General features: G+C 70.8%; 24 protein-coding genes. 15 read left to right on the forward strand and 9 right to left on the reverse strand.

All coding sequences use genetic code 11. The features are described 5' to 3' along the window. Nucleotides 1–3: 3 nt before the first annotated feature. The 5 genes from JYK02_RS24240 to JYK02_RS24260 all read right to left on the reverse strand — a co-directional run bounded on the left by JYK02_RS24240 (nucleotide 4) and on the right by JYK02_RS24260 (nucleotide 4,765). The gene (locus JYK02_RS24240) at nucleotides 4–927 is read right to left on the reverse strand and encodes a DUF6929 family protein (RefSeq protein WP_207054387.1); all 924 of its coding nucleotides are present in this window, start codon (nucleotides 925–927) and stop codon (nucleotides 4–6) included. A 21-nt stretch (nucleotides 928–948) separates the two neighbouring features. After that, on the reverse strand, nucleotides 949–2,277 hold the full coding sequence (gene mgtE / locus JYK02_RS24245; RefSeq protein WP_207054388.1) for a magnesium transporter: 1,329 nt from the start codon (nucleotides 2,275–2,277) through the stop codon (nucleotides 949–951). A gap of 212 nt (nucleotides 2,278–2,489) precedes the next feature. Beyond that, a complete protein-coding gene (gene gloA / locus JYK02_RS24250) occupies nucleotides 2,490–2,876 on the reverse strand; it encodes a lactoylglutathione lyase (protein WP_120525014.1) in 387 nt (128 codons plus the stop codon). A gap of 7 nt (nucleotides 2,877–2,883) precedes the next feature. After that, the gene (locus JYK02_RS24255; RefSeq protein WP_207054389.1) at nucleotides 2,884–3,747 is read right to left on the reverse strand and encodes a hypothetical protein; all 864 of its coding nucleotides are present in this window, start codon (nucleotides 3,745–3,747) and stop codon (nucleotides 2,884–2,886) included. Continuing rightward, nucleotides 3,737–4,765 carry a hypothetical protein gene (locus tag JYK02_RS24260; protein WP_207054390.1) on the reverse strand — a complete coding sequence of 343 codons (1,029 nt, stop codon included), beginning with the start codon at nucleotides 4,763–4,765 and terminating at the stop codon, nucleotides 3,737–3,739. The genes JYK02_RS24255 and JYK02_RS24260 overlap by 11 nt, the downstream gene beginning before the upstream one ends. Before the next feature lie 235 nt (nucleotides 4,766–5,000). Here JYK02_RS24260 and hemL point away from each other — a divergent pair, with 235 nt between their 5' ends. Together hemL and JYK02_RS39870 are read left to right on the forward strand one after the other, a co-directional pair. Next, on the forward strand, nucleotides 5,001–6,296 hold the full coding sequence (gene hemL, locus JYK02_RS24265) for a glutamate-1-semialdehyde 2,1-aminomutase (protein WP_207054391.1): 1,296 nt from the start codon (nucleotides 5,001–5,003) through the stop codon (nucleotides 6,294–6,296). Next, nucleotides 6,280–8,811, forward strand: coding sequence for a serine/threonine-protein kinase (locus tag JYK02_RS39870; protein ID WP_242588871.1), 2,532 nt, complete (start codon nucleotides 6,280–6,282; stop codon nucleotides 8,809–8,811). Before hemL ends, JYK02_RS39870 begins: the two co-directional genes overlap by 17 nt. Before the next feature lie 12 nt (nucleotides 8,812–8,823). Here JYK02_RS39870 and JYK02_RS24275 read toward each other — a convergent pair whose 3' ends face one another. Both JYK02_RS24275 and JYK02_RS24280 read right to left on the reverse strand, forming a co-directional pair. Beyond that, a complete protein-coding gene (locus JYK02_RS24275) occupies nucleotides 8,824–9,669 on the reverse strand; it encodes an outer membrane protein (RefSeq protein WP_242588872.1) in 846 nt (281 codons plus the stop codon). Between the two features lie 105 nt (nucleotides 9,670–9,774). Further along, nucleotides 9,775–12,453 carry a GAF domain-containing protein gene (locus tag JYK02_RS24280; protein WP_242588873.1) on the reverse strand — a complete coding sequence of 893 codons (2,679 nt, stop codon included), beginning with the start codon at nucleotides 12,451–12,453 and terminating at the stop codon, nucleotides 9,775–9,777. 244 nt (nucleotides 12,454–12,697) lie between these two features. On the opposite strand from JYK02_RS24280, the gene JYK02_RS24285 reads away from it, so the two are divergent. From JYK02_RS24285 to JYK02_RS24315, 7 genes are all read left to right on the forward strand, one after another. Further along, nucleotides 12,698–12,976, forward strand: coding sequence for a PqqD family protein (locus JYK02_RS24285; RefSeq protein ID WP_207054392.1), 279 nt, complete (start codon nucleotides 12,698–12,700; stop codon nucleotides 12,974–12,976). A 572-nt stretch (nucleotides 12,977–13,548) separates the two neighbouring features. Next, the gene (locus JYK02_RS24290) at nucleotides 13,549–14,169 is read left to right on the forward strand and encodes a hypothetical protein (RefSeq protein WP_207054394.1); all 621 of its coding nucleotides are present in this window, start codon (nucleotides 13,549–13,551) and stop codon (nucleotides 14,167–14,169) included. After that, complete coding sequence (locus JYK02_RS24295) at nucleotides 14,166–15,482, forward strand: MFS transporter (RefSeq protein ID WP_207054396.1); 1,317 nt, start codon at nucleotides 14,166–14,168, stop codon at nucleotides 15,480–15,482. Before JYK02_RS24290 ends, JYK02_RS24295 begins: the two co-directional genes overlap by 4 nt. Next, nucleotides 15,479–17,608: a carbohydrate binding family 9 domain-containing protein gene (locus JYK02_RS24300; protein ID WP_207054398.1), complete on the forward strand. Its 2,130-nt coding sequence runs from the start codon at nucleotides 15,479–15,481 to the stop codon at nucleotides 17,606–17,608. The genes JYK02_RS24295 and JYK02_RS24300 overlap by 4 nt, the downstream gene beginning before the upstream one ends. A gap of 20 nt (nucleotides 17,609–17,628) precedes the next feature. Continuing rightward, nucleotides 17,629–18,471: a class I SAM-dependent methyltransferase gene (locus tag JYK02_RS24305; RefSeq protein ID WP_207054400.1), complete on the forward strand. Its 843-nt coding sequence runs from the start codon at nucleotides 17,629–17,631 to the stop codon at nucleotides 18,469–18,471. A 4-nt stretch (nucleotides 18,472–18,475) separates the two neighbouring features. Next, the gene (locus tag JYK02_RS24310) at nucleotides 18,476–19,306 is read left to right on the forward strand and encodes a DUF692 domain-containing protein (RefSeq protein ID WP_207054401.1); all 831 of its coding nucleotides are present in this window, start codon (nucleotides 18,476–18,478) and stop codon (nucleotides 19,304–19,306) included. Next, entirely contained in the window at nucleotides 19,303–19,899 is a 597-nt protein-coding gene (locus JYK02_RS24315) for a hypothetical protein (protein ID WP_207054402.1), read from the forward strand. The genes JYK02_RS24310 and JYK02_RS24315 overlap by 4 nt, the downstream gene beginning before the upstream one ends. A gap of 18 nt (nucleotides 19,900–19,917) precedes the next feature. Here JYK02_RS24315 and JYK02_RS24320 read toward each other — a convergent pair whose 3' ends face one another. Further along, complete coding sequence (locus JYK02_RS24320; RefSeq protein ID WP_207054403.1) at nucleotides 19,918–20,424, reverse strand: YbhB/YbcL family Raf kinase inhibitor-like protein; 507 nt, start codon at nucleotides 20,422–20,424, stop codon at nucleotides 19,918–19,920. 386 nt (nucleotides 20,425–20,810) lie between these two features. Between JYK02_RS24320 and JYK02_RS24325 the strand changes: the two genes are divergently transcribed. From JYK02_RS24325 to ychF, 6 genes are all read left to right on the forward strand, one after another. Next, on the forward strand, nucleotides 20,811–21,077 hold the full coding sequence (locus tag JYK02_RS24325; RefSeq protein ID WP_207054404.1) for an AtpZ/AtpI family protein: 267 nt from the start codon (nucleotides 20,811–20,813) through the stop codon (nucleotides 21,075–21,077). Beyond that, on the forward strand, nucleotides 21,074–21,487 hold the full coding sequence (locus JYK02_RS24330) for a hypothetical protein (protein WP_207054405.1): 414 nt from the start codon (nucleotides 21,074–21,076) through the stop codon (nucleotides 21,485–21,487). The genes JYK02_RS24325 and JYK02_RS24330 overlap by 4 nt, the downstream gene beginning before the upstream one ends. Beyond that, entirely contained in the window at nucleotides 21,487–22,539 is a 1,053-nt protein-coding gene (gene atpB, locus JYK02_RS24335; RefSeq protein WP_207054406.1) for a F0F1 ATP synthase subunit A, read from the forward strand. The genes JYK02_RS24330 and atpB overlap by 1 nt, the downstream gene beginning before the upstream one ends. Nucleotides 22,540–22,684: 145 nt before the next feature. Next, a complete protein-coding gene (locus JYK02_RS24340) occupies nucleotides 22,685–22,915 on the forward strand; it encodes an ATP synthase F0 subunit C (RefSeq protein WP_120529618.1) in 231 nt (76 codons plus the stop codon). A gap of 143 nt (nucleotides 22,916–23,058) precedes the next feature. Beyond that, a complete protein-coding gene (atpF, locus tag JYK02_RS24345; RefSeq protein ID WP_207054407.1) occupies nucleotides 23,059–23,607 on the forward strand; it encodes a F0F1 ATP synthase subunit B in 549 nt (182 codons plus the stop codon). A 45-nt stretch (nucleotides 23,608–23,652) separates the two neighbouring features. Continuing rightward, nucleotides 23,653–24,762 (forward strand): redox-regulated ATPase YchF, encoded by a 1,110-nt coding sequence (ychF, locus tag JYK02_RS24350; RefSeq protein WP_207054409.1) that lies wholly within the window; start codon nucleotides 23,653–23,655, stop codon nucleotides 24,760–24,762. A 7-nt stretch (nucleotides 24,763–24,769) separates the two neighbouring features. Here the strand turns inward: ychF and JYK02_RS24355 are convergent, their stop codons facing one another. Beyond that, complete coding sequence (locus JYK02_RS24355; protein WP_207054410.1) at nucleotides 24,770–25,057, reverse strand: hypothetical protein; 288 nt, start codon at nucleotides 25,055–25,057, stop codon at nucleotides 24,770–24,772. Between the last annotated feature and the right edge of the window lie 30 nt (nucleotides 25,058–25,087).

Genomic DNA, 25,087 nt, shown 5'->3' on the forward strand with positions numbered 1-25,087 from the left:
GCGTCACCCCGGCACGGGCAGCGCCGCTTCCAGCAGCGGCGCGGGCACCGACGGGTCGTCCGCGTCCGCCACCAGCAGCACGTGGACGCGCCCTCCCTCCACGCGCGCGTCCACGCCCTCCAGCTTCACGGGCACGTCCACCGCGTCCAGGTACACGGGCGTGCCGTCCGGCGCGAGCACGCCCACCGCCGAGCCCGCCACCGGCCCATCCGCCACGCGGTCCTTCGAGGCCTCCGCCGTGGCGGTGAACACCACGCGCCCGTCCGGCAGCGGCGACGCGTCCGTGAAGGACAGCCGGACGCCGTTGGCCTCGCCCAGCTCCCAGCGGCGCACGGTGCGCACCGCCTCCGGGCCCAGGACGCCCGCGTCCAGGCTGGCCAGCACGCGGTCCAGGTCCAGGTCCACCAGCGCGTCCACGCCGCCCTCGCCGTTGCCCCGGTTGAGCAGCCGCAGCCGCTTGCCCGCCACCGCCGCGCCCTCGACGTTGAGCGCCACCAGCTCGCGCTCCAGCTGCACGTAGAGCGCCGTGCAGTCCACCGTGCGCGGCCCACCCGCGAGCGTGCCGTCCGCGTTCAGGGGCAGCACCGACGCCCGGCGCCGCGCGGGCGTGGACCCCGAGGGCAGGGCCACGAGCGCCCCGTGCGCGAAGGACGCGGACGGGCCCAGCCGGCACAGCGCCTCCAGGTCCGGCTTCGCCGCCTTGCGCTCCGCGTGCCCTTCCGGAAGCTCCCCGGGGAAGAGGCGCACGGTGTGGCCCGGCGCGTCTCCCACCGCGGGGAACACGGCGAGGTGGAGCGCGTCGTCCGCGACGACGTAGAGCCAGTCCCCCGCGCGCACCAGGCCGCTGGCGGCGGAGACGTGCGCGGGGCGGCCCGGGGCTTCGGGCGCCGCGAGGGTGAGCGTGCGGCGGCGGGTGGTGGGAATCATGGGAGCCTTGAGCGTCGCCGACTACAGCAGCGTGCCGCGCAGGAAGAGGCTGGCCGCCGTGAAGTAGATGACGAGTCCGGACACGTCCACCAGCGTGGCCACGAAGGGCGCGGACGCGCTCGCGGGGTCGAAGCCCACGCGCCGGAGGATGAACGGCAGCATGGAGCCGGACAGCGTGCCGAACATCACCACGCCCACCAGCGACACGCCCACCGTCAGGCCGATGACGAACGCATGGTCGCCGTAGCTGTGGAACAACGCCTGCCACGCCATCACGCGCAGGAAGCCCACCAGCCCCAGCACGCCTCCCAGCGCCAGGCCCGTGGTCAGCTCCCGCCGCGCCACGCGCCACCAGTCCTTGAGCCGCATCTCCGACAGCGCCAGCGACCGGATGATGAGCGTGGTGGCCTGGCTGCCGGAGTTGCCGCCGGAGCTGATGATGAGCGGGATGAAGAGGCTCAGCACGACGGCGCGGGCAATCTCGTGCTCGAAGTAGCCCATGGCCGTGGCGGTGAGCATCTCTCCCAGGAAGAGCACCATCAGCCAGCCGGCGCGCTTCTTGAGCATGGCCATGAAGCCCACGTCGAAGTAGGGCGCGTCCAGGGCCTCCATACCGCCGACCTTCTGGATGTCCTCCGTGGCCTCTTCCTGGACCACGTCCACGATGTCGTCCACCGTGACGATGCCCTTCATGCGCCGCTGCTCGTCCACCACGGGCATGGCCATGAAGCTGTGCTCGGAGAAGGTACGGCTGACCGCCTCCTGGTCCGTGTTCTCCGCCACGGTGATGACGTCGCGAATCATCACGTCCGCCACGCGCTTGTCCGGCGCGGCCTGGAAGAGCTGGCGCAGGGACAGCACGCCCTGGAGGCGCTGCTCGGCGTCCAGCACGTAGGCGTAGTAGACGGTCTCCACCTTCTCGCGCGCCTGCTTGCGCAGGTACCCGATGGCCTCGTCGATGCTCATGTCCGGGCGCACGCGGGCGAAGCGCGGGTTCATCAGGCCACCCGCGTCGTCCTCCGAGTACGCCAGGAGGACGTTCACCTCGCGGCGGCTGGCGTCGTCCAACTGGGACAGGATGGCGTCCACCTGCTCCGGCTCCACGGCCTGGACCAGGTCGGCCAGGTCGTCCGGGGGGAGCAGCCGGACCCAGGTGCGGCGCTCGGCGGGGGGGAGGCTGAGGATGAGCTCGCCCTGTTCGCGCGCGGTGAGGCCCAGGAAGAAGTCGTCCGCCACCGCCGGGGGCAGCAGCCGGAACCCCTCCAGGCGCTCGTCCGCGGAGAGCACCGCCCAGGCCTCGTGGAGCTCGTCGGGGGACAGCGCGTTCTGGCTCTGGGGACTCTCCACCATGACGACGGCCTCGGAAGAAGAGGGGGAGGGTGCGCGCCTCGCTGCGACGCGCGCGGGCCTCTCTACACCCCTGCCGGGGGCGCGGCGAGCGGAAGGCGCGAAACATCGCAAGGAATTCGCGTTCGCCTGCCTGCCCACGCTGGCCGTGTCCGGGGGTGCACGGATGGGGGCAGGCATCCCCGGAGCCTGGGAGCCCGGGGGCCGGGGGCGGGTCAGGCCTTCTGCTGGATGAGCTCCACCTTGTAGCCGTCCGGGTCCTCCACGAAGGCGATGACGGTGGTGCCGTGCTTCATGGGGCCGGGCTCGCGGACGACCTTGCCGCCGGCCTGGCGGATGGCGTTGGCGGTGGCGTGGATGTCGCTGACGCCCAGGGCGATGTGGCCGTAGGCGGAGCCCAGCTCGTACTTCGCCGTGTCCCAGTTGTGGGTGAGCTCCAGCGCGGGGTGGGTGTCCTCGGGGCCGTAGCCGACGAAGGCGAGCGTGAACCGGCCGTCCGGGTAATCCTGGCGGCGCAGCAGCTTCATGCCGAGCACGCGGGTGTAGAAGTCGAGCGACTTCTCCAGGTCGCCGACCCGGAGCATGGTGTGGAGGATGCGCATGCGGTGGCTATAACCGCGGCGCCACGAGCTCCGCCAGCAGCAGCTTCACCGCGCCGCTGGCGTGCCGGGCGGATTGATCCGCATCGACACCCGGGGCCGCCACGAAGCGGGCGTACTTCCGCGCGCCCGCCGCGTCGAGGTCGGCGAATTCCTGCGCCAGGGCGACGAGGGCCTGCTGGAACAAGGGATCCGCATGAATGGGGCTCTCCCGGATGACCGGAGCGAGTCCCGCCTGTCCTCCGGGCCAGGACTCGACCAGCCAGACGATGTCGTAGGCATCCTTGTTCTTGGGCCGGTTCCGCAGGGCATCCACCTTGGCCGCGAGATAGGCGGCGGGACCGGCGACCCTCAGCCGTTGATGCGTGCGGCCGCCGCCTCCCGGAAGCTCGACGACGACCTCCTTCTCGATGAAGTCCCGGTCGATGAGGGTCCCGGTGGACAGGACCAGCGCGGAGAGCCTTCCTCCCACGACGCCTCCAGGCCGGTACAGCCGGCCTGCCTCGCGTCCGGGCGCCAGGGGGCAGAAGAACTCGACCGTGAGGGGATGGGTGACGCCCCCCGTCCAGCGCCAGCTCGAATGGGGAAGCGGGCAGAAGCCCGCGGACTTCAGGGTGCGCTCCAGCCGCTCGTAGTGGCCCACCTCGCCTTCCACGAGCGCGACCCGCAGACAGAGGTCGAGGTCCTGCGTGCCGATGTGGGGCTCGAGGCCGGGCCCTGGCTCTGGCACGAGCAGGGAGGGAACGAGTCCCCCGATGACGACGACATGGGCGCCCGCGAAGCCGAAGGCACGGACGACATGCACGGCCTCCGCGAGCAGGGCGGACCGGACCGAAGGGTCGTACTCGCCCAGGTGTCCGCCTTCAGTAACCAAGGACCTCCTCGCGGAACCGCCGCGCGAGGTCCTCGCCCCGGCGCTCCGACTGGACATCCAGGTAGATGCGCACGTGTGGCGCGAGCAGGACGCCATCCCGGGACGTGGACGCCCAGCTGCCGACCTTGCCCGTGTCGTGGATCAACATGAGGTTCGCTCCTCGCTCCGTCACTTCCGCATCCAGGTGCTTCGCCGCCTGCGCCAGGGGCACCTCGGGTGAGATGCGAAGGCGCGACATGGGAACGCTGGTGGGCCCGACGCCGAACATGCTGACCGCGGCGGCTCCCGTGAATGCATGGGCGATGCCTGCCTTGCCGAGCCGCGTGCTGGTCTGCAGCCACAGCTCCTCGGGACGCCGCGCGTAGAGGGCCACGTGCAGGGAGCGCTCCCAGCGCGTGGCGCGGGCCTGTCGCTCGAGCCAGTCGAGCAGTCCGGTCCGGTCCCGGACGGTGCGCCGCTTCGCGGGACCCCGGCCCTCCGCGCGGACCAGCTCCAACTGTTCGAGCCAGGTCAGGAGCTTGTGGGCCTGCCCCAGGGACACCGCGGCCTGCTCCGCGAACCGGGAGACGGAGAAAGGCTGCTCCTCCTGGAGGAGCACCTGCACGGCTCGGACGCCGTGGACACCAAGGATCGCGGAGCCCGCGGTCTTCTCCGGAGCGACGGTGCGGTCCTCCTCGAAGTGGAGCAGCACTCCCCGGGCGCGCAGGTGGAGATGTCCGCGCGAGTCCAGATAGCCCACCCCTTGCGCTTCCAGCGCTTCGCGAACGTCCTTCTTGAGCCAGGGGCCAACGACGAAGGGGAGGTCCCGGGACTGTCGCGTTGTCGCGGGACGGTGCGCCCCGAGCAGCAGCGGCAGCTGGTCCACACGGAGGCCGGAGGCGGCTTCCAGCAGGGTGAACGTCGCCACTTCGCGGCCCTCCAGCTCCAGGAAGGGGCGGGACGCGCCGCGGGCCTGGAGCCAGGACCGCGCTGGCAGCCAGCGAATCAGCCTGGGCGGAAGATGGAGGATGGCAGGCATCTTTCACTCGGGGTGGCCCGTGGAAACCCAGGAAGGCCAACGGGTTGGAATCCGTATCTTCATCCTCAACGAAGATTCATTCACGAGTGAAAATGGATTTCAGATGAAAATACACCCGGCGTACCCCATGCCTGGCCGTGCCCCAAGGGCCTGGACGTCATGTGGGGGGCGCTAGCGGCCAGGCGGACGAAGAGCGGCGGCGAGGCACGGCGGACCGCGTGTTATGGAACCCGCCATGAAACACGCTCAAAGCCAGGCCCTCTTCGCCCGTGCGCAGGCGCGCATCCCGGGTGGCGTGAACTCTCCGGTGCGTGCCTTCCGTGGCGTGGGAGGCGACCCCGTCTTCTTCAAGGAAGGCTCCGGCGCGTGGCTCACCGACGTGGACGGCAACCGCTACGTGGACCTCGTCGGCAGCTGGGGCCCGCTCATCCTGGGCCACGCGTACCCGCCCATCGTGGAGGCCATCCTGGAGGCCGCGCGGCGCGGCACCACCTTCGGCGCCCCTGTCGCCGCGGAAGTTGAATTCGCGGAGCTGCTCTGCGCCACGGTGCCCTCCGTGGAGAAGGTGCGCCTCGTGTCCTCCGGCACGGAGGCCACGGTGGCCGCCATCCGCGTGGCCCGCGGCTTCACCGGCCGCGACTCCATCCTCAAGTTCGAGGGCTGCTTCCACGGCGCGGGTGACCCGTTCCTCGTGAAGGCGGGCAGCGGCGTGGAGACGCTGGGCCTGCCGGACTCGCCGGGCGTGCCGGCCGCGCTGGCGTCGCTCACGCTCACCGCGCCCTTCAACGACCTGGAGGCCGTGGAGCGCATCTTCAGCGAGAAGGGCAAGGACATCGCCTGCGCCATCATCGAGCCCGTGGTGGGCAACATGGGCGTGCTGGTGCCGCGCCCCGGCTACCTCGAGGGGTTGCAGAAGCTCTGCCAGAAGCACGGCGTGCTCTTCGTGCTGGATGAGGTGATGACGGGCTTCCGGCTCGCGCGCGGTGGCGCGCAGGAGCTGTACGGGCTCAAGCCGGACCTGACCACGATGGCCAAGGTGGTGGGCGGCGGCATGCCGCTGGGCGCGTACGGCGGCCGACGCGACATCATGGCGAAGGTGGCGCCGGAGGGGCCGGTGTACCAGTCCGGCACGCTGTCCGGGAACCCGGTGGCGGTGGCGGCGGGCATGGCGTGCGTGAAGGCGCTGGCGGCGCCGGGCACGTACTCGCGGCTGGAGCACCTGGGCCTGCTCTTGGAGGAGGGCTTCCGCGCGGAGGCGAAGGCGGCGGGCGTGCCGGTGACGGTGAACCGCGTGGGCAGCATGCTCACGGTGTTCTTCACGGCGGAGCCGGTGTTCGACTACGCGTCCGCGAAGAAGGCGGACACGGCGAAGTTCGGGCGCTTCTTCCACGCGATGTTGCAAGAAGGGGTGTACCTGCCGCCCAGCCAGTTCGAGGCGGCGTTCGTGTCGCTGGCCATCGGCGAGCCGGAGGTGGCGCACGTGCTCGCCGCGGCCCGCAAGGCGTTCCGCGCGCTTGGCGACGCCCGTTGAACCGGAGGCCCTGACCGGGCCCGTGCGCTTTGGCCCCTACACCCTCGTGCGCCGCATTGGCGCCGGGGGGATGGGGGAGGTCTTCCTCGCGCGCGAGGAGGGCGTGCGGCGCGCGGTCGTCGTGAAGAAGGTGCTGCCCGGGCTGAAGGACACCGGGCAGTTCGTGGGGCGCTTCCGCGACGAGGCGCGCGTGGTGGTGCGGCTGGCGCACCCGAACATCGCGCGCGTGTACGCGATGGGCGAGGTGGACGGGCAGCTGTTCCTCGCGATGGAGTACGTGCTGGGCAAGACGCTCAGCCGGCTCGCGTACCGGCTGCGGCAGCGTCAGCGGATGATGCCCCTGGGGCCGCTGCTGCAACTGGGCATCCGGTTGTGCGAGGGCCTGGCGTACGCGCACGACGCGACGGATGAAGAGGGGCACCCGCTGCACCTGGTGCACCGCGACCTGTCCCCCGCGAACGTGTGCGTGAGCTACGCGGGCGAGGTGAAGATCATCGACTTCGGCGCGGCGCAGTCCACGCTGAAGGAGCAGCAGACGGCGCCGCGCGTGGTGATTGGCAACCTCACGTACATGGCGCCGGAGCAGGCCCGCAAGCGCACGGTGGACCGGCGCGCGGACCTGTACGCGGTGGGCGTGGTGCTGTGGGAGTTGTTCGCGTGGAAGCCGCTGTCGCAGCGGGGGGACCCGTTGGAGCGCTGGCGGCGCGCGGCCTATCCGCAGTGGGAGCCGGCGGGGCGCTACCGGCCGGACCTGCCGCGCACGGTGGACGCGTTCCTCGCGCGGGCGCTCGCGTCCGAGCCGAACGACCGCTTTCCGACGGCGACGGCGATGGCGGAGGCGCTGGGCGCGCTGAAGGAGAAGCTGGCGCCCAACGTGACGGATCAGGACCTGGTGCGCCTGATGTCGGCGGCCTTCCCGCGCGAGAAGGTGATTGAGCAGCAGGTGCTGGACGACCTGTTGCGCGAGCAGCCCGAGCGCGCGAGCACGCGGCAGGAGTTCCCGTCGGTGCTCGCGCCGTCGGGAGCGCAGGACGTGGCGGAGGCGCTCCGCGCGCAGGAGGACATCGCGACGGAGGCGCTGGACGCGGCGAAGCTGCGGCAGGCGGAGCGAGCCGGGGCTGGCCAGGAGACCGAAGCGCTCGAAGCCGTGAAGCCGCCGCCGGAGTACGCCAGCGTGGGTGAGCGGACCGAGGCGCTGGACGCGGCGAAGGTCGAACAGGCGCTGCGCGCCGCCGCTGCCCAGCGGGCCGCTGAGGACTCCGGGCTGCCACGCAAGGCGCCTCCGGCGCGGCTGCACAACCTGGAGATCACCATGGATGCCTGGCTCCCAGGCATCGGCGCCGCGGAGCCCACCGCACCGGGACTCCCGCCCCTGGCTCCGGGGCCGGGCTCGGGCAGCGGAGAGGCCACCGCGCCCGGACAGGCGCCCCCGTCCTCGTGGACTCCTGGTCCGGGCGAGGACGAACCCACCCCCCGGGAGCCTCCCGCCCTCCAAGGCTCCCCGGCCGGTCCGGGCTCCGAGGACTCCACCGACCCGGGGGCGGAGACCCGTGAGGGGCCGGATTCGCTTCCGGGCAGGCAGGCTCCGGTCGAACATCCGTCCCAGCCGGATTGGAATCTTCGCCCGGACGCGGAAGACTCCATTCCTCATCTTCGAGCGTTTCACCGTGACGGGCCCCCCCCGGCCCCGGAGGACTCACCCATGCAGAACCGCCCCTCGCGCCCGGGCTGGACTCCCGGCGCAGGCAGTGAGGACTCCACGACCAACGAGCGGCCCACGCGCAAGAGCGCGACGGGCCTGCCCGCCACCGGCAACTCCGGCTGGACCCCGGGCTCCGGAGAGGACGACGCCACCGAGGGCGCCGGCCCCATGGCCATGCGCCCCGACACCGACGACGCGGACGACGAGAGCACCGACGTCGAAAAGCCCGGCCGCGCCAAGGCAAACCCCGCACCGCGCGCCGCCCCGCAGTCGCGTCCCCCCGAGGCCTTCCCGGACGCCACCCGCCCCATGTCCCAGGACGAGCTGCCCGTCCCCTGGAAGCCCCAGGGCGCGGGCGAGGCCACCGAGGCCCTGGAGGCCGCGAAGATCTTCGGCGCCCTCTCCCAGACGACCGGCAGCATGCCGGCCTACCTCGAGGAGAAGGCGGCCCCGTACGTCCCGCCCAAGGAGGTCCCGCGCCGCAAGGCCCCCGTCGTCGACGAGCGCCCCCACGAGACCCGCCCCATGCAGGTGCGGACCAAGACGCGTGAAACGCTCGTGGGCTACGACATGGACATCTCCGCCGCCCTCAAGGAAGCGGAGCTGAAGCGCCGCGAGGCCGAGCTCGCCGAGCAGAAGCGCAACAAGAACAAGAAGAAGCCCGCGAAGCCCACGGGCGGCAACCCGCTCGCGGGCCTGTGGCCCATCCCGCCCCAGTACCGCTTCTGGGCCATGCTCGTGGTCGTCGCCCTGGCGTGCGCCCTGGGCTTCGGCGTGATGTGGCTCTTCCTCAGCGCCGACAGCGGCGCCTGACCCCCGGGGCTTTCAGTCCAGCGCCGGCAGCCGGTACTGGAGGCCCAGCGACACCGTGGCGGTGTTCAGCCAGTTGCTCGTGAAGCCGTCGCTGAACTCCTCCTCGTTGTCGTCGGACGTGCCGCGCGCGCCGCCGCCCAGGTAGCGCAGGTTGAGGAACACGTCGACGGTGTCCGTGATGCGCACGCCGCCGCGCAGGCTCGCGTCCAGCAGCGCTCCCTCCGTGGCCGAGTCGTCATCGCCGTTGATGATGGCCGTCGGCGCGTAGCTGCCATCCGCCTCCAGGCCCACCCACCAGTTCTGGCTCAAGGGCCACCGCACGCGCACCTTGAGCAGCGGCACCGGCCCCACGTCCCGGTTGGCCCGCCGCAACGTCCCGTCCGCGGACGTGAAGACAAACGTCGCGTTGCGAAGCTGGAGGGACGCGCCCACCGACAGCTCCCGCTCGGGGTCGTCCAGCAGGTCGTAGAGGTAGCTGGCCCGGTAGAACGGGAACGCGTAGCGCACGTCCAGCGGCGTGTTCTGCGGGAACGTCAGCCCATCAATCGTGACGTCCCGCCGCAGCACCACCTGCGTCTGGATGTCCAGGGGCTGCACCAGGAACACCAGCGTGTGCCGCCCGCGCAGGGACAGCTCCGCGCTCAGGCGCACGAACGTGTAGAGGTTGTCCTGCCCGCCGTCCTCGGGGAAGCGGAAGAGGGTCCCGTCGCTGCCCTCCCGGATGCTGTGCGAGAGCACGTCCAGGAAGCCCAGCTCCGCCACCGCGCGCAGCTCCACGCGCGGCTCCTCCGCGCGAGCCGGGCCCGCCATCCCGAGCAGCCCCGCCACCACGCCAGCCGTCATCTGGAACCGGTTCATCGTCCCTCTCCGGAAAGTGCGTCCTTGAGGCCGGGAGAAGACACGAGCCGGGAGCACGGAGGGAGTCCGCGCGAGGGAACTGTTCAATCCCTGCTCACGCGTCTGTCATGCGCCCGTCAGGGGCACGGGCGGCGCCACGGGCGGCTCCAGCGGGAGGAAGAGCCGGAAGATGGTGCCCTTGCCCGTCTCCGGCGTGTCCAGCGACACCTGGCCCAGGTGCGAATCCATGATGCGCTTCACCAGCGCGAGCCCCAGCCCGGTGCCCTGCGCCTTGGTGGTGAAGAAGGGCTCGAAGACGCGCGCGCGCAGCTCCGCGGGGATGCCCGGTCCCGTGTCGCAGATCTCCACCTGGACGCCGGCCCGGTCCATCCACGCCTTGCGCGCCACCACGCGCAGCGTGCCGCCCTGGGGCATGGCCTGCACGGCGTTGAGCGCGATGTTGAGGAAGCACTGGCGGATGAGCCGCTCGTCCACCGTCACCGGCGGCACGTCCTCCTCCATCATCCACTCCACCCGCACCGGGTGCGGCAGGGTGGCGCCCACGTCGGAGAGCGCGCTGCCCACCGCCTCCTCCAGGAGCTGCGACACGGACACCGGATACGGGTGCGGCGACGGAGGCCGCGCGAAGGTGAGCAGGTCCGCGACCATGCGGTCCAGCCGGTCCGCCTCCTCGCCCACGATGTCCAGCAGCGCCGTCGCCGCGCTCTCCGGACCGACGATGCGGCGGATGGTGGCCACGGAGTTGAAGATGGCGCCCAGGGGGTTTCGCACCTCGTGGGCCACCACCGCGGACAGCTCGCCCAGCGCGGCCAGCCGCTCGCGGTTCACCAGTTGCTCCTGCGTGCGCGCCAGCTTCGCGTAGCTCTGCTTCAGGTCCTCCACCAGCCGCGCGCCCTCCAGCGCCAGCGACAACTGGTTGGCGATGGCGTCCGCGCGCTCCAGTTCCGCGGGCGTGAAGCGGCGCTGCCGGCGCGTCTCCACCATCACCGCCACGCCCACCATCTGGTCGTGCACGGCGAGCGGCAGCACCATGTACGACATGCCCTCCGCGGCCTGGCGCAGCTCGTCGTTGAGCCGCACCTCCGTGCTCGCGTCCTCCACCCGCAGCGGCTGGCGCGAGCGGAACACCTGGCCCGCCAGCGAGCTCGACGACAGGTCCAGCGGCACCTCGCGCCCCAGCAGCTCCGGGTGGCTGCCCGTCGCGGCGCGGATGGCCAGACGCTGGCCTTCCGCGTCCGGCAGCAGCACGTACGCGTCCGGCACGTCCACGATGCGCGCCAGGCTGGTGACGCCCGTGGCCAAGAGCCGGTCCAGCTCCAGCGTGGCGGCCAGCGCCTTGCCCACCTCGTGCATCAGCGCCAGGTCCTCCGCGCGGCCGCGCACCTCGTCCAGCAGCCGGTGGGACTCGATGGCCGCCGCGAAGTGCGTGCCCATGGCCTGGAGCGTCTCCACCTCCAGCGCGGTGAGCCGCCGGCGCGCGTGGAACAGCACGCTCAACGTGCCCACGCCCCGCGAGCGCACCCGCAGCGGCACCGACACCAGCGTCTGGAACGCCAGGGCCCGGAGCGCGTCGCGCGTGGGCGCGGGACACGCCTCCGCGTCCAGCACCTGCACCGCGTCCGGCATCCCGCCCGGACGGGGCAGCGAGCCCAGCCGCGCGCGGCGCACGCGCGCCACCGCGTCCTCGGACAGGCCTCGCGAGTAGACCAATTCCAGCGGCTCGCCCGGCTCGTGCCGCGTGTCCGCGGGCAGCAGCAGGCACACCGCGTCGCAGCCCAGCAGGCCGGAGATCTCCTCCGTGCCGGAGCCGAAGAAGGCGCGCGGGTGTGGCGCCGCCGCGGCCTGCGCCGCCAGCCGTCCCAGCGCGGTGAGCGCGGTGGCGCGCACGCTCAGCCGCTGGATGGTGCGCGCCGCGTCCAGCGCGGAGGACACCTGCTGTCCGAACAGCCGCACCGCGGCCACGTCCTCCTCGCTCAGCCACTCCGAGGCCAGCACCAGCATGGCCATGGGCGCGTTCTCCACGTCGATGCGCACGCCCACCGCCCGGTGCGTCTCCGCGCGGCGGAACACCGCCAGCACCGCGTCCATGCGCGCCTCGGACACGAAGCGGGACGCCTCCACGCCCAGGTCCTCCACCCACGCGTCGCCGTCGCGCCAGGTGCGCACCAGCGCGGGCGCCCAGCCGCCGGGGGCCTCCGCGCGCACGCGGCCTCCCAGCGCCGGCGCGTGCGGCACCAGCCGGGGGGACAGCCCCGCCACGGACAGCTCCACGCCCACGCCCCGGGGCGTCAGCCACGCGAAGCCCAGCTCCAGCGCCTCCAGCCCGCGGAACACCTCCTCGCGCACCGCGTCCTCGGAGTGCAGCGCGCGCACCGCGCTGCCCAGCTCCGCCAGCCGCCGCAGCACCATGCGGCGCCGCACGCGCGAGGTCACGTCGCGCACCTGCACCACCCAATCCCGGGCGTGCGGATGCACCGTCAGCTCCACGCGCACCCCGCTGCCCGCGACGTGCAGCCATGCCTCGTAGGTGCCCGCCACCGGAGACGTGCCCAGCCGCCGCGCCAGCCGGTCCGCCGGGTCCTCCAGGGGGCCCGGCTCCCACAGCAGCGACGTCACCGGCTGGCCCACCAGCAGCTCGCGCGCGACGCCCGTCAGGCGCGACATCGCGGCGTTGGCGTGCACGAGCAGACCGTCCCGAAGCACGAACACGCCCAGGGGCATGTCGTCGAAGAGGCGGTACACCGCCCCCGGCTCCTCGGAAACCGTCCCCACCCGACGGTTCATGCGCTCTGTGCTCCTCACCGCTCCACCTTCGCACCCCTCGCGCCCGCGGTGAAGCCACCCCCGCCGGTCAATCGCCCACCAGCGCACAACACTGGCCCCCCTCTGGCCCGGCGCGTCGTCGCGAGACCCGGCACGTCCGCAAACCCTCTCATGGTCCCCCAACCCAAATCCTTGCATGTGTTGACAGTGTTGGTGAGAGCCTTTAGAAACATGGAAATGTAACAACGCAAGGAAAGGGGATGTCTTGAACCTGCCCCACGCGACTTCCGGCGTCATCGTCCAGCAGCAGGACGGGGCCTTCTTCCTCCTGGACACCGAAGGGGGAGAGGTCTTCCGGGTGAACGAGACCGCCGCGCGCATCTTCGAGCTGTGCCAGGGCGGCACGTCCCTGGAGGGGGCGGTGGCGTCACTGGCGCAGCGGCTGAACGCCACGGGTCAGGAGGAGGCCATCCGCGCGGACGTCCAGCGCACCGTGGCGCAGTTCCAGGAACTGGGGCTGTGCCAGCCCTCGCGTCCCGTCTGATTTCCGCCGTCCGCTGAGCTGTCTTTTGCCCCGCGTGAGGGGACTGGCCGGGTCATGTCCTGGTCATTGGGAATCCCGTGTGCCCGGGTCGCCCCGGGTGCGCGTGATGCCAGACGTGAGACGTCTTTTCACGGCTGGAACGAAGCACGGTGTGTCGACAGGCAATGTCAGACCCCCTGTCCACACTCCGCCATGTTTCACCGCAGTGGCTGTGAATGCAGCAATCCATCCCAGGAGAAACACACCATGTACATCCAGTCCGAGATCGTCCGCGTTTCCGCCGCCACCGACAAGTGCACCTGCTCCATGGGCATGGGCGTCCTCACGACGACCACGAGCGCCGAGTAGTCACGGCCGCCGTTTCCCAGGCCTCAACACCCATCTCAGGAGAACCACCATGTACATCCAGTCCGAGATCGTCCGCGTTTCCGCCGCCACCGACAAGTGCACCTGCTCCATGGGCATGGGCACCGTGATCGTCAACGCGGAGTAACGCGTTTCATGGCCGGGAGGAGGGCCTCGGTCCTCCTCCCGGCTGTGTCTTTCCTCGAGCGCGCCGACACGCCCCGCCCATGCTGCCCGCATCCACGCAGTTGCTGCTCTTCACCCAGGCGGACGTCGGCGGACACGCGCTCTTTCGCGTCGTGCCCGTGGAGGTGTCCGTGCGCCCCGGCCAGGGACGGCTGTGGACGGACGTGTCACGGGGCAATGCCTTCACCCCCGCGTGGCAGGACCATGCGCGCCACCTGGCGGCGGTGGGCCGCGAGCGCTACGCGCTGCCGTGGGATGAGACGGACCTGCACGTCTCTCCGCGCGGCCGCAACGTGACGCTGGATGGCCGGAGCGCGTCGCTGCCGCTGTTCGTCGCGTGGGTGGCGCTGCTCTCGGGCGTGCCGCTGCCGTCGCCCTTCCTGGGCACGGGCGTGGCGCTGGAGGCGCATGGGGAAAAGCTCGCGCCCGCGCCGCGCGAGTTCCTCCAGGGAAAGCTGGGCGTGGCGCAGGCCTATGTGACGCAGGTGTTTCCGCGAGCGGGGCGGGTGGCGGTGTTCGTGCCGGAGGGCAGCGGGTTCGACCCGGCGCCCCTGACGGCGCTGGACGTGCGGCCGGTGCCCACGCTCACGCGGGCGGTGGACGCGGTGCTGGGGCTGAAGCGTCACGCGGATGAGGCCGGCGCCGGAGGGGTGGGGGGATGATCCGCCAGGGCGCCGGTGCCATCCGGGAGATGTACGGGCTGACGCGGGGGCTGGGAAATCTCAGGGTGATGCTGGGCTCGGGGCTCCTGGGCATGGCGGCCTCCGGCCTGCTCAACCCGGTGATGCCGCTGTACCTGCGCTCGCGCGGGCTGGGCTTCCAGGAGATTGGCGCGCTCTACACGGTGGGGGCGCTGCTGCCCATCTTCGTGCAGCCGGTGCTGGGGGCGCTGTCGGACCGCCATGGGCGCAAGCCCTTCGTGGTGGGGCTGTCGCTCGTCACGTCGCTGATGGTGCCGGCGGTGGCGCTGGTGGATGACCCGCAGCCGCTCGCCGCCGTGATGATCCTGAAGATGCTGCTGTCGCGCAGCGCGGCGCCGGTGTCCAACGCGATGGTGGCGGACTTCGCGCCCGCGAAGCAGCGCGCCACCCTCTTCGCGCTGCTGGACGCGACGTCGAACCTGGTGTTCGTCGCGGCGCTGTTCGCGTCCTCCGCCGTCATCCGCGCGCTGTCGGTGGCGGGCACCTTCTTCCTGGCGGGCGGCCTGTTCCTCGCGGGCAGTCTGCTCCTCCTGGGGCTGGATGAACCGGCGCGGCCGCCGCGCGCGGAAGCGGGACGGGCGAGCGCGGGCGCGGGGTGGGGGCTGGCGTTCCGGGGGCTGCTGTCGCCGTTCACCTACGTGAAGGACCGGCCAGGCGCGGCGGCGCTGTTCCTCTGGCAGTTCTTCTTCACCTTCGCGCTGGCGCTGTTCCCCACGTACCTGCCGCTGTACGCGGTGGAGCTGGGCGCGCCCCGCGAAGCGGTGGGCCCGCTGGTGGCGGCGTCGTGGCTCACGTACGCGTTCGCGCAGCCCTTCGGTGGGCGGCTGTCGGACCGGATGTCCCGGCGCGTGGGGCTGATCGCGCCGGGCCTGGCGGGCATGGCGGTGATGGCCGCGGTGCTGGGGGCCTGCGGGTGGCTGCCGGACGGCGCCGCGCTGCTGACGCTGGTGGCGGCCTGGGTGCTGCTGGCGGTGCCGGATGGCCTGCACCGCTCCTCCGCGTCCGCGCTGGTGGTGGAGCAGTCCCCCGGCCCTTCCGAGCGCGGCCGGTTCATGGGCGCGCTGGGCTCCTGTTCCGCGGTGGCGTCCGTGCTCGCGCCCGTCACGTATGGCTTCGTCGCGCAGGCCGCCGGCATCGGCTGCGCGTTCCTTCTTTCGTCGGTGTCCCTCGTGCTGGCGCTCGGCTGTGTGTCGCGCGTGCGCGAGGCGTCCGCCCACGCCCCGTCTGAACCGGCCCCCGTGGCCGCCCTCACCCCCACCTCGGAGCCCGGATGAGCCCCCTTCGCCACGTCTGTCGCTGGGGCACCGCGCTGTTGGCCGCGCTGGTGCCCACGCTGGGACACGCTGATTCAACGTACAAGGTCACCGCGACGCGCACGCAGGAAACCATCACCATCGACGGCAAGGGGGATGAGCCCGCGTGGCAGGCGGCCCCGGAGATCTCCGGCTGGTACCTCACGCGCGTCAACTACGGCAAGCCCGCGCCGGACGACACGAAGGTCCGCATCCTCTACGACGAGGACAACCTCTACTTCCTCTTCCACTGCCTGGACACGAAGCCGGAGCGCATCACCGGCTACACGGTGCAGAACGAGGGGTTCCTCCACCAGGAGGACAACATCACCATCATCCTGGACACGTTCCTGGACCACCGGAACGCGTACTACTTCTGGACCAACCCGCTGGGCGTGCGCACCGACGGGCGCATCGTGGATGACGGCGAGGCGTTCTCCACCAACTGGCGCGGTGAGTGGGAGACGAAGTCCACCATTGTGAAGGACGGATGGATTTCGGAGGTGCGCATCCCCTTCGCCAACTTCCAGTTCGAGACGAAGGACGACATCTCCTTCGGCATGCTCCTGGACCGCGAGCAGTCCCGCAACCAGGAGTGGAGCAACTGGACGCCCGACGGCGTCAACAGCGCGAAGGTGAGCCGCTACCCGCACCTGGAGGGGTTGAAGGGCATCAAGCCGCGCTCCATCTTCAGCATCACCCCGTACGTGGCCACCACGGTGGCGCTGAAGACGACGGACGACCGGGGCACCTTCCGTCCCAACGTGGGCGCGGACGCGCGCATCGACCCGACGCCCTGGCTGTCGGTGAAGCTCACCGCCAACCCGGACTTCAGCGACGCGGAAGCGGACCAGAGCTTCCTCCTGCTGGACACGGATCAGCCGCTGCTGCCGGAGCGCCGCTCGTTCTTCACGGAGAGCGAGCACCTCTTCATCGCGCCCATCAGCATCTTCAGCTCCCGCCGCATCGCGCTGCGGCCGCATGACCGGGTGTGGGGCGGCCTGCAGCTCACCGGCAAGGTGAGCGGCCTCAGCTTCTCCATGCTGGACGTGCAGCACCGCGACCTCTCCGGCCGCGACGCGCAGGGGCGCGAGGCCTTCGAGAACGTCAACTCCGGCGTGCTGCGGTTGCAGCAGGACATCGGCAAGCGGTCGATGATTGCCCTGGTGGCCATCAACCGCAGCGGGCGGGGCGGGCTGTACGGGGACTCGGACTTCCAGACGGTGGGCGTGGACGGCAACTTCCACCTCTTCGAGGAGTTCTTCATCCAGGCGCAGGCGCTGAAGAGCTGGAGCCCGCTGGGCAACGAGGACTCGGACGCGTACCACGTGGGCCTGCACCGCTTCGACACGCTGTCGGAGGTCTGGCTGCAGTTCGAGGACATCGGGAAGAACTACGCGAACCCGTTGGGCTGGACGCCGGTGGTGGACAAGCAGGGCTACAACTCGCGCGTGTTCCTCAACCCGTTCCCCAAGTGGCGCTTCCTGCCGCGGCTGGACGTGACGTGGGACTCGCTGTGGCGCCGCAACCACGAGCACGAGCGCACGCGCTGGCGCAACCGCCTCAACGTGCAGCCCTACCTGCACCACGACTTCGCGCTCTACCTGGAGGGCATCTACGACGACAACCTGGGCTTCCGCGACCGGCTGGGCACGTTCGGCTTCACCCTGTTCCCGCACGACTGGCAGAGCTACACGCTGACCGCCGTCGCCGGCCGCTTCCTGGGCGGGGAGATCCGCGGCTTCAACGGCTCGGCGAACATCAAGATTGGCCCGCACATCGTCGCGCGCTTGAGCGGCTTCTACACGCGCAACTTCAACGTGCCCACGAACAGCGACCTCTACGGCACGTCCGGAGACGGCTACAGCTTCTCCGGCTACGCGCAGCTTCGCTACCACTTCAGCCCGGACCTCTACGCGCGCGTGACGCTGCAGAAGGGCGGCGTGTACGAGCTGGCGGACTACAACGCCGTGAAGGGCACGTTCCTGGACGCGATGGTGGGGTGGCACTACCGCCAGTGGAGCGACATCTTCCTCGTCTACACGGATCAGCCCTTCGGCGGCTCCCAGGAGCGGCGGATCCTCTCGAAAATCTCCTTCAACTACTGACCTGCCCGAGGGCTTCTCGCATGACCGCCGCCGATCCGCAGAGCCTCAAGCGCCGCTACGACGAGGTGTCCCCGAAGTACGACCAGGGCGCGCCCAACGCCATGGCCATCAAGCTGTTCTGGCTGACCTACGAGCACCTCACCTGGAAGCCCGTGGAGGCGCTGCTGCCGGAGGACGGCACGGCCTGGCGCGTGCTGGACGCGGGCGGCGGCGGCGGCAAGTTCGGCACGCGCTTCGCGGAGAGAGGGCACCACGTCACCGTGCTGGACATCTCTCCGGGCATGCTGGACGGCGCGAAGGCGCAGTTCGCCGCGAAGGGGCTCCTGGACCGCGCGGCCTTCGTGGAGGGGAACGTCGCGGCGCTGGAGCTGCCGGACGCGGCCTTCGACCTGGTCTTCTGTGAAGGCGACCCGGTGTCGTACTGCCTGGACGCGTACCCGCGCGCGGTGAAGGAGCTGGTGCGCGTGGCGAAGCCGGGCGCGCCGGTGGTGCTGGGCGTGGACAACCGCTACGAGGCGTTCTCCGGCTACCTGAAGCAGGGCAAGCCGCAGGAGGCCTTCCGCACGCTCCACGACGGCCGCACGACGTGCCCCTACGGCCTGCCGGTGCACGCCTTCACCGTGCGCGAGCTGGAGCGCGCGGTGGCGGACGCGGGCGCGGAGTTGATCGAGATTTTCGGCAAGCCGGTGATGTTCTTCGACATGCTCCACGCGATGACGGCCGCGCACGGCGGCACCGCGGAGAAGCCGTGGGACGCGTGGTCCGCGCGCGAGGAGATACTGGCGCTGCAGGAGAAGCTGGCGCACGAGGGCTTCGCCGTCCTGGGGCAGCACCTCCAGGTGATGGCGCGGCGGAAGGCCTGACGCCATGGGCCTTCCCTTCCTGGGCGTGGGGCTCAGCTACCGCTGGGACCTCAATCCGCACCTGGCGCGAGGCAACCCCGGCGTGGACTGGCTGGAGGTGACGCCCGAGCACTTCCTGCCGCTCACGCCGGACTCGGAGCGGCGGCTGGAGCTGCTCGCGAAGCGCTATCCGCTGGTGGGCCACAGCCTGGAGCTGTCGGTGGGCTCGGACGGCGTGGACGCGCCCGGCTACCGCGAGGGCCTGAAGCGCATCCGCCACGTCACGAAGAGCGTCTGGCACGGGGACCACCTGTGCTTCACGCGCGTGGGGAACGTGCCCCTGCGCGCGCTGACGCCGGTGCCGCTGACGGAGGAGGCGGTGGCCACGTGCGTGCGCAACCTGAAGGCGGCGCGGGCGGACCTGGACGTGCCCTTCGTGGTGGAGAACATCGCGTATCTCTTCCACACGCCGCTCAACACGCTGGACGAAGCGCAGTTCCTGCGCCGCGTGGTGGAGGGCGCGGACTGCGGCCTGCTGCTGGACCTGCACAACCTGTATTGCAACGCGGTCAACCACGGGTTCGACCCGTATGCCTTCCTGGACCGTCTGCCTTTGGAGCGCGTGGTGCAGGTGCACCTGGCGGGCGGTGTCACGATGGAGGGATTGAGATTGGACAGCCACTCCGCGCCGTCGCCGGAGGAGGTGTGGCGCCTGCTGGAATACGTGGCGCCACGCAGCCCGGTGCGCGGGGTGAACTTCGAGATGGACAGCGGCTTTCCTCCCTTCGCGCGGCTGGTGGAGGAGCTGGCCCGTGCGCGCGCCATCCTCCAGCGCTGCGGTGCGAGCGCGGCATGAGCTACCCACGAACGTTGGAGGTCCTGGCGCGGCTGCACGTGGATCCGCGCTTTCGTGAAGCGTGGCGCCACGATGCCCGCGCGGCCCTGGCCCCGCTGGACCTGACGCCGTTGGAAGCGCAGGCCCTTCAACGGGTGGAGCCCGTGGTGGTGGAGCGCGCCGGCCGGATGATGGACTTCCACCGCACCGAGCGCGTGCGCGAACAGCTCCCCTGGGTGGACGAAGCGAAGCGGCCGGAGCTGGCCCCGCTGCGAGCGCGCTTCCTCCAGGACGTGCCGCCGGAGGTGCTCAACCGCGAGGAGGCCATCGCGTACTGCCACTTCCTGGAGGCAGGGGAGCACGCGCAGCGGCTGCCCGCGTACGTGCCGCAGTTGGCGCGGTGTGAACGGCTGCGCCTGTCGCTGGCGTGGGGCCTGGTCCCCCTGCCGGCGTCAGGCCCGCGCGTGGAGTCCTTCGATTATCCGGTGCTCACGCTGCTCGCCGCGCTGGACGCGCCGGGCTGGCCCCCGGTGGCGCCGAAGCCCACGCGCGTGGAGTACCTCAAGGTGCCGAACCTGCCCGCCGTGATGCTGCGCGAGCTGCCGTCACCTTGAGGGCTCCAGGACGCCTGTTCAGTGGGGGTGCTCCGCCCGCCGGTGGTGCGTCTTCTCATAGGTGCCCATGAGCTGCGTCTCCCCGACGATGTGGCCCTCCATCGCCTGGAGCAGCTGCGTGCGGGTGGGCTGCTTCAGGTCCGGCAGCACCGTGTCCAGGGCGTACAGCTTGAAGAAGTACCGGTGGTTGCCGATGGGGGGCATGGGACCGCCGTAGTCCTGCCGGCCGAAGTCGTTGCGCCCCAGCTTCACCCCCTCCGGCAGCACGTCCAGGGTGGCCCCGTCCGGCAGGCTCTGGGCGTTCACGGGGAGGTTGTAGAGGACCCAGTGGCAGAAGGTGCGCTGGGGGTTCGCCGGGTCCGGCGCGTCCGGGTCCTCCACGATGAGGGCCAGGCTCTTGGCCCCGGCGGGCAGGTTCTCCCAGTGCAGGGGCGGCGCCCGGTCTTCCCCCTCGCCGGTGTAGGCGATGGGGATGGGCGTTCCGTCCTTGAACTTCGGCGAGGTGAGTTCGAGCGGCTTCGGCATGCGTGGACTCCTTGGGCATGAGTGGCCAACGTGCCCCCTGCCAAGCTGGCGATGCCGTCCGCCCGGTGCTGAGAGGCAGCGGGCGCGACGCCCGGCCGCCCGTCACCCCCGTTCGTGCCTCCCCCGTCGCTGATCCACCGGGCGCCCCCCGGGCCGCCTGCTACAGGACCCCATCCCTTAGAGGAGAAACACCCCCCATGGACCCCTCGAGGTGGTAGCTGCGCTTGCGGGTGCCGCAACCGCTGCTGGCACCCTGGAGCCCCGCGTCCCCGTACCGGTTGCACGCGCCGCGCATTCGGTGCTAAGCGGCGCCCGCGCGTGTATGGGCGGGGTCGGGGTTGGTGAAGGAAACCCAAGACTTTCCCGGGGTTTGGTGAGGCGTCCGCATGGCAGACCAGGAGCCTCGCAAGCAGGAGGACGCGCCGGGCAGTGAGCTGGGCGAGACGGCCCGGCAGATGCGGGCGGCGGAGCCGTACATCTCCGCGGTCTGGAAGCTGGTGGGCGGGGCGGTGGTGGGGGTCCTGGGAGGGTACTTCCTGGACAAGTGGCTGGGGACTGCGCCCTGGCTGCTCCTGGGGCTGAGCCTGGTGGGGATTGGCGTGGGGTTCTACGGCTTCCTCCACGCGATGAGCCAGCTGGGGAAGCGCAAGTGACGGGGAAGGGTGGGCAGCCGAAGCGGGATGCGTTCTGGACGCACGCGGGGCTGGCGGCGGCGGTGATGGGCGTGGGGGCGGTGGTGGCGGCGGCGCTGCCCAAGGAGACGGACGACCGGGTCTCAGCGCTGCTCGGAGTGGGGATCGCGGCGGTGACGGGCGTGCTGGCGCTGGTGCTGAAGCGGCGCGCGGCGATGCAGGCGGATTTGAAGGCGGCGTTGAAGGTGGTCGGTGTGGTCTTCGCCCTCAGGGGCGTGGGCGTCGGGCTGGGGTTGGCGTGGGTGGTGTCCCGGGGTTTGAGCGCGATCGCGTTCGTGGGCGGCTTCTTCGGCGTCTACTTCGCGCTGCAGTGGATTGAAGTCAGCTACGTGATGGCCACGTCGAAAGACGCGGCGGGCGGAGACGAGTGATGCGCAAGGCAATGGTGCTGTTCGCCTGTCTGTTCGCGGGCACCGTGTGGGCCTCCAGTCAGGCCGGCGAGCACGGCGTGGCGAACGAGGACAAGGACGCCGAGGGCGAGGACGTCGCCGGCTACATCCTCCATCACGTGTCCGACTCGAACGAGTACGAGTTCGAGGTCCCCCTCAGCCACAACCACATCCCCATCCACCTGCCGCAGATCCTCATCCCGTTCCACGAGGGTGCCTGCACGCCGGTGGCGGATCCGCACGGCGGCCACGGTGAGGTGTACCCGGGCCTGGGCCAGGGCTGCCTGGACCTCTCCATCACCAAGCACACGGTGATGATGTGGCTGGCGGCGCTGCTGCTCATCGGCGCGCTCATGATCTGGAGCAACCGCGACAAGACGAAGCTCGTGCCGCGCGGCGCCGGTGCGAACCTCTTCGAGATGCTGGTCCTCTTCGTTCGCGACGAGCTGGCCATCAAGAACATCGGCAAGGAGGAGGGTCCCCGCTACGTGCCCTACCTGCTGACCGCGTTCTTCTTCATCCTCTTCATGAACCTGCTGGGCCTGTTCCCCTGGATGGCGACCGCCACGGGCAACATCGCCATCACGTGCGGCCTGGCGCTGTGCACCTTCTTCGTCACGCAGGCGGCGGGCATCCGCGCGGCGGGCATCGGTGGCTACCTCAAGCACCTGACGGGCGGCGTGGCCCCCTGGCTGTGGCCCATCATGATTCCGGTGGAGTTCCTGGGCCTGTTCACCAAGCCCTTCGCGCTCACCATCCGCCTCTTCGCCAACATGCTGGCGGGCCACATCGTCATCTTCTTCCTGCTGGGCCTCATCTTCATGCTCCGCAACCCCGCGGTGGCCCTGGTGAGCGTGCCGTTCGCCTTCGGCATCTACCTGCTGGAGCTGTTCGTGGCCTTCGTGCAGGCGTACGTGTTCACCATGCTGTCGGCGCTGTTCATCGGGATGAGCGTGGCCATGGGCCACCACCACGATGACCACCACGAGGGTGGCGCCAGCCACGACCACGGCAAGGCCCACCACCTGGGCTGAGACAAGTTGACGGGGCGCCCGCCGGAAACGACGGCGCGCCCCGGTTGAAGACCCGGCGGTTCGAAAGGCCGCCGGAGGTTGTCCAAAAGGGCCCCCACGACCCCCCCACAAGCGGGTCCCGCCTCACGAAAGAAGACGTGCTCCCATGACCAACCTCGCTCTTGCCTTCCTCGCCGCCGGTATCGGCGCTGGCCTCTCCATCATCGGCGCCGCCCTCGGCATCGGTAAGCTGGCCGCCGCCGCCATGGACGCCACGGGCCGTCAGCCGGCCGCTGGTGGCGACATCCGCACCACGATGATCATCGCCGCGGCCCTCATCGAAGGCGCCACGCTGTTCGCGCTGGTCGTCTGCATCCTGCTCGCCATCAAGGCTTAAGGCCGGCAGGTCGCAACGGGAGCCGGCGTCCTCTTCGGGAAGAAGGGGCGCCGGCGTTCCGGCTTCACCGCCTCACGCTGTCCCTGTCTCACCTGAAGTCTCCCGCATCCTCCCTCTGTCTTTCCGTTTCACCGGGACCCGCCATGTTCCTGCCCTCTGTCCTCGCCGCCAGCAGCTTCGTGGAGGTCCGTCCGGGCCTCATCTTCTGGACCATCGTCACCTTCGTCATCGTCCTGCTGGTGCTGCGGGCGAAGGCCTGGGGGCCCATCCTGTCGCTCGTGGAAGAGCGCGAGAAGCAGATCTCCAACGCCATCGAGAGCGCCAAGCGTGAGCGCGCCGAGGCGGAGAAGCTGCTGGCCGACCAGAAGACGGCCATCGCCGAGGCCCGCCGCGAGGCCGCGGAGACCACCCGCCGCGTGCAGGCGGACATGGAGAAGTTCCGCGACGAGCTGATGGCCAAGAGCCGCAAGGAGGCGGAGGAGCTGAAGCTGTCCGCCCGCCGCGAGATCGAAGACCAGAAGGCCAAGGCCATCGCGGAGGTCCGCTCCATGGCCGTGGACCTGGCCATGGAAGTGGCCGGCAAGCTCATCAACGAGCGCATGGACGACACGAAGCACCGCGCCCTCGCCGAGCAGTTCGTGCAGGGCCTGCCCGGCGCCACGAGCGCCTCGGCGACCCGCCGCTCGGCCTAACGGCCGGGAGTCTTCCGCCGCGCCCGCCTGTTCCAGGAATCCATCATGGCTCTCTCCATCGGCATCGTCGGTCTGCCCAACGTGGGCAAGTCCACCCTGTTCAACGCCCTGTCCGCCGCGGGCGCGCAGGCCGCGAACTATCCGTTCTGCACCATCGAGCCGAACGTGGGCGTGGTGCCGGTGCCGGACGACCGCCTGGACCAGCTGTCGGCGCTCGTCAAGCCGCTGAAGAAGATCCCCACGTCGCTGGAGTTCGTGGACATCGCCGGCCTGGTGCGCGGCGCGTCCAAGGGCGAGGGCCTGGGCAACCAGTTCCTGGGGAACATCCGGCAGGTGAACGCGGTGCTCCACGTGCTGCGCTGCTTCGAGGACGACAACGTCACCCACGTCGAGGGAGGCGTGAATCCGGTGCGGGACCGGGACGTGGTCGACACGGAGCTGTGCCTCAAGGACCTGGAGACCGTGGAGAAGCGCCGCGAGCGCTCGCTGAAGAACACCAAGGTGGGCGGCAAGGCGGGCGAAGAGGCCAAGGCCGAGGTCGCGCTCCTGGAGCGCATCAAGGCCAGGCTGGATGAAGGCATCACGGTGCGCGCGCAGAAGCTCACCGACGAAGAGAAGGCGGCCATCCAGGACCTCTTCCTGCTGACGGACAAGCCCGTGCTGTACGTGGCGAACATCAGCGAGAAGCAGATTGGCAAGGAGGACGCCGACCCGCGCGTGCAGCAGGTGCGCGAGATGGCCGCCAAGGAGGGCGCGGGCGTGGTGGTGCTGGCGGCGGCGCTGGAGTCTGAAATCCAGCAGCTCCCCGAGTCCGACCGTCCGGGCTTCCTGGCGGACTCCGGCCTGACGGAGCCGGGCCTGCACAAGGTGGTTCGCGAGGGCTACAAGCTGCTGGGCCTGTGGACGTACTTCACGGTGGGCGAGCAGGAGTGCCGCGCGTGGACCATCCACAAGGGCTTCAAGGCGCCGCAGGCGGCGGGCGTCATCCACTCCGACTTCGAGCGCGGCTTCATCAAGGCGGAAGTCTTCTCGTGGACGGACCTGGTGAAGCTGGGCAGCGAGTCCGCGGTGAAGGAGAAGGGCCTGCTGCGCGTGGAAGGCAAGGAGTACGTCGTGCAGGACGGTGACTGCATGCACTTCCGCTTCAACGTCTGACCCGCTTCTAGCTGGGGCCGCTCATCCACGTGTAGCCCCAGAGGCCCACGGCGAGCACGGCCACCACGGTGGAGAGGATGGCATGGCGCTTCGTGCTGCCCGCCGGGTCCGGGTGGCTCAGGGCGTACTTCCACGTGCCGCCCACGCGCAGGGCCAGGAAGAGGGCCAGGAGCACGGGGCCCACGACCTGCCAGCCTTCCGGGCGCTTGAGGATGACGATCCACGAGGCGACGAAGGCCACGTTGCCGAGCAACATCAGGGCGGGGTAGGGCAGGGCCGGGCGCGGGGTGTTCACGGGCCGCCAGTGTGTGCACGGGGCGCCAGG

It is taken from the genome of Corallococcus macrosporus, from assembly GCF_017302985.1.
GTDB classification, from domain to species: Bacteria; Myxococcota; Myxococcia; order Myxococcales; family Myxococcaceae; genus Corallococcus; species Corallococcus macrosporus_A.

Bases quoted from the DNA above. Each gene is read 5' to 3' on its own strand.
- JYK02_RS24240 (WP_207054387.1), bottom strand. From the start codon at position 927: ATGATTCCCACCACCCGCCGCCGCACGCTCACCCTCGCGGCGCCCGAA.
- mgtE (WP_207054388.1), bottom strand. From the start codon at position 2,277: ATGGTGGAGAGTCCCCAGAGCCAGAACGCGCTGTCCCCCGACGAGCTC.
- gloA (WP_120525014.1), bottom strand. From the start codon at position 2,876: ATGCGCATCCTCCACACCATGCTCCGGGTCGGCGACCTGGAGAAGTCG.
- JYK02_RS24260 (WP_207054390.1), bottom strand. From the start codon at position 4,765: ATGCCTGCCATCCTCCATCTTCCGCCCAGGCTGATTCGCTGGCTGCCA.
- hemL (WP_207054391.1), top strand. From the start codon at position 5,001: ATGAAACACGCTCAAAGCCAGGCCCTCTTCGCCCGTGCGCAGGCGCGC.
- JYK02_RS24275 (WP_242588872.1), bottom strand. From the start codon at position 9,669: ATGAACCGGTTCCAGATGACGGCTGGCGTGGTGGCGGGGCTGCTCGGG.
- JYK02_RS24280 (WP_242588873.1), bottom strand. From the start codon at position 12,453: ATGAACCGTCGGGTGGGGACGGTTTCCGAGGAGCCGGGGGCGGTGTAC.
- JYK02_RS24290 (WP_207054394.1), top strand. From the start codon at position 13,549: ATGCTGCCCGCATCCACGCAGTTGCTGCTCTTCACCCAGGCGGACGTC.
- JYK02_RS24295 (WP_207054396.1), top strand. From the start codon at position 14,166: ATGATCCGCCAGGGCGCCGGTGCCATCCGGGAGATGTACGGGCTGACG.
- JYK02_RS24300 (WP_207054398.1), top strand. From the start codon at position 15,479: ATGAGCCCCCTTCGCCACGTCTGTCGCTGGGGCACCGCGCTGTTGGCC.
- JYK02_RS24305 (WP_207054400.1), top strand. From the start codon at position 17,629: ATGACCGCCGCCGATCCGCAGAGCCTCAAGCGCCGCTACGACGAGGTG.
- JYK02_RS24310 (WP_207054401.1), top strand. From the start codon at position 18,476: ATGGGCCTTCCCTTCCTGGGCGTGGGGCTCAGCTACCGCTGGGACCTC.
- JYK02_RS24315 (WP_207054402.1), top strand. From the start codon at position 19,303: ATGAGCTACCCACGAACGTTGGAGGTCCTGGCGCGGCTGCACGTGGAT.
- JYK02_RS24320 (WP_207054403.1), bottom strand. From the start codon at position 20,424: ATGCCGAAGCCGCTCGAACTCACCTCGCCGAAGTTCAAGGACGGAACG.
- JYK02_RS24325 (WP_207054404.1), top strand. From the start codon at position 20,811: ATGGCAGACCAGGAGCCTCGCAAGCAGGAGGACGCGCCGGGCAGTGAG.
- atpB (WP_207054406.1), top strand. From the start codon at position 21,487: ATGCGCAAGGCAATGGTGCTGTTCGCCTGTCTGTTCGCGGGCACCGTG.
- JYK02_RS24340 (WP_120529618.1), top strand. From the start codon at position 22,685: ATGACCAACCTCGCTCTTGCCTTCCTCGCCGCCGGTATCGGCGCTGGC.
- atpF (WP_207054407.1), top strand. From the start codon at position 23,059: ATGTTCCTGCCCTCTGTCCTCGCCGCCAGCAGCTTCGTGGAGGTCCGT.
- ychF (WP_207054409.1), top strand. From the start codon at position 23,653: ATGGCTCTCTCCATCGGCATCGTCGGTCTGCCCAACGTGGGCAAGTCC.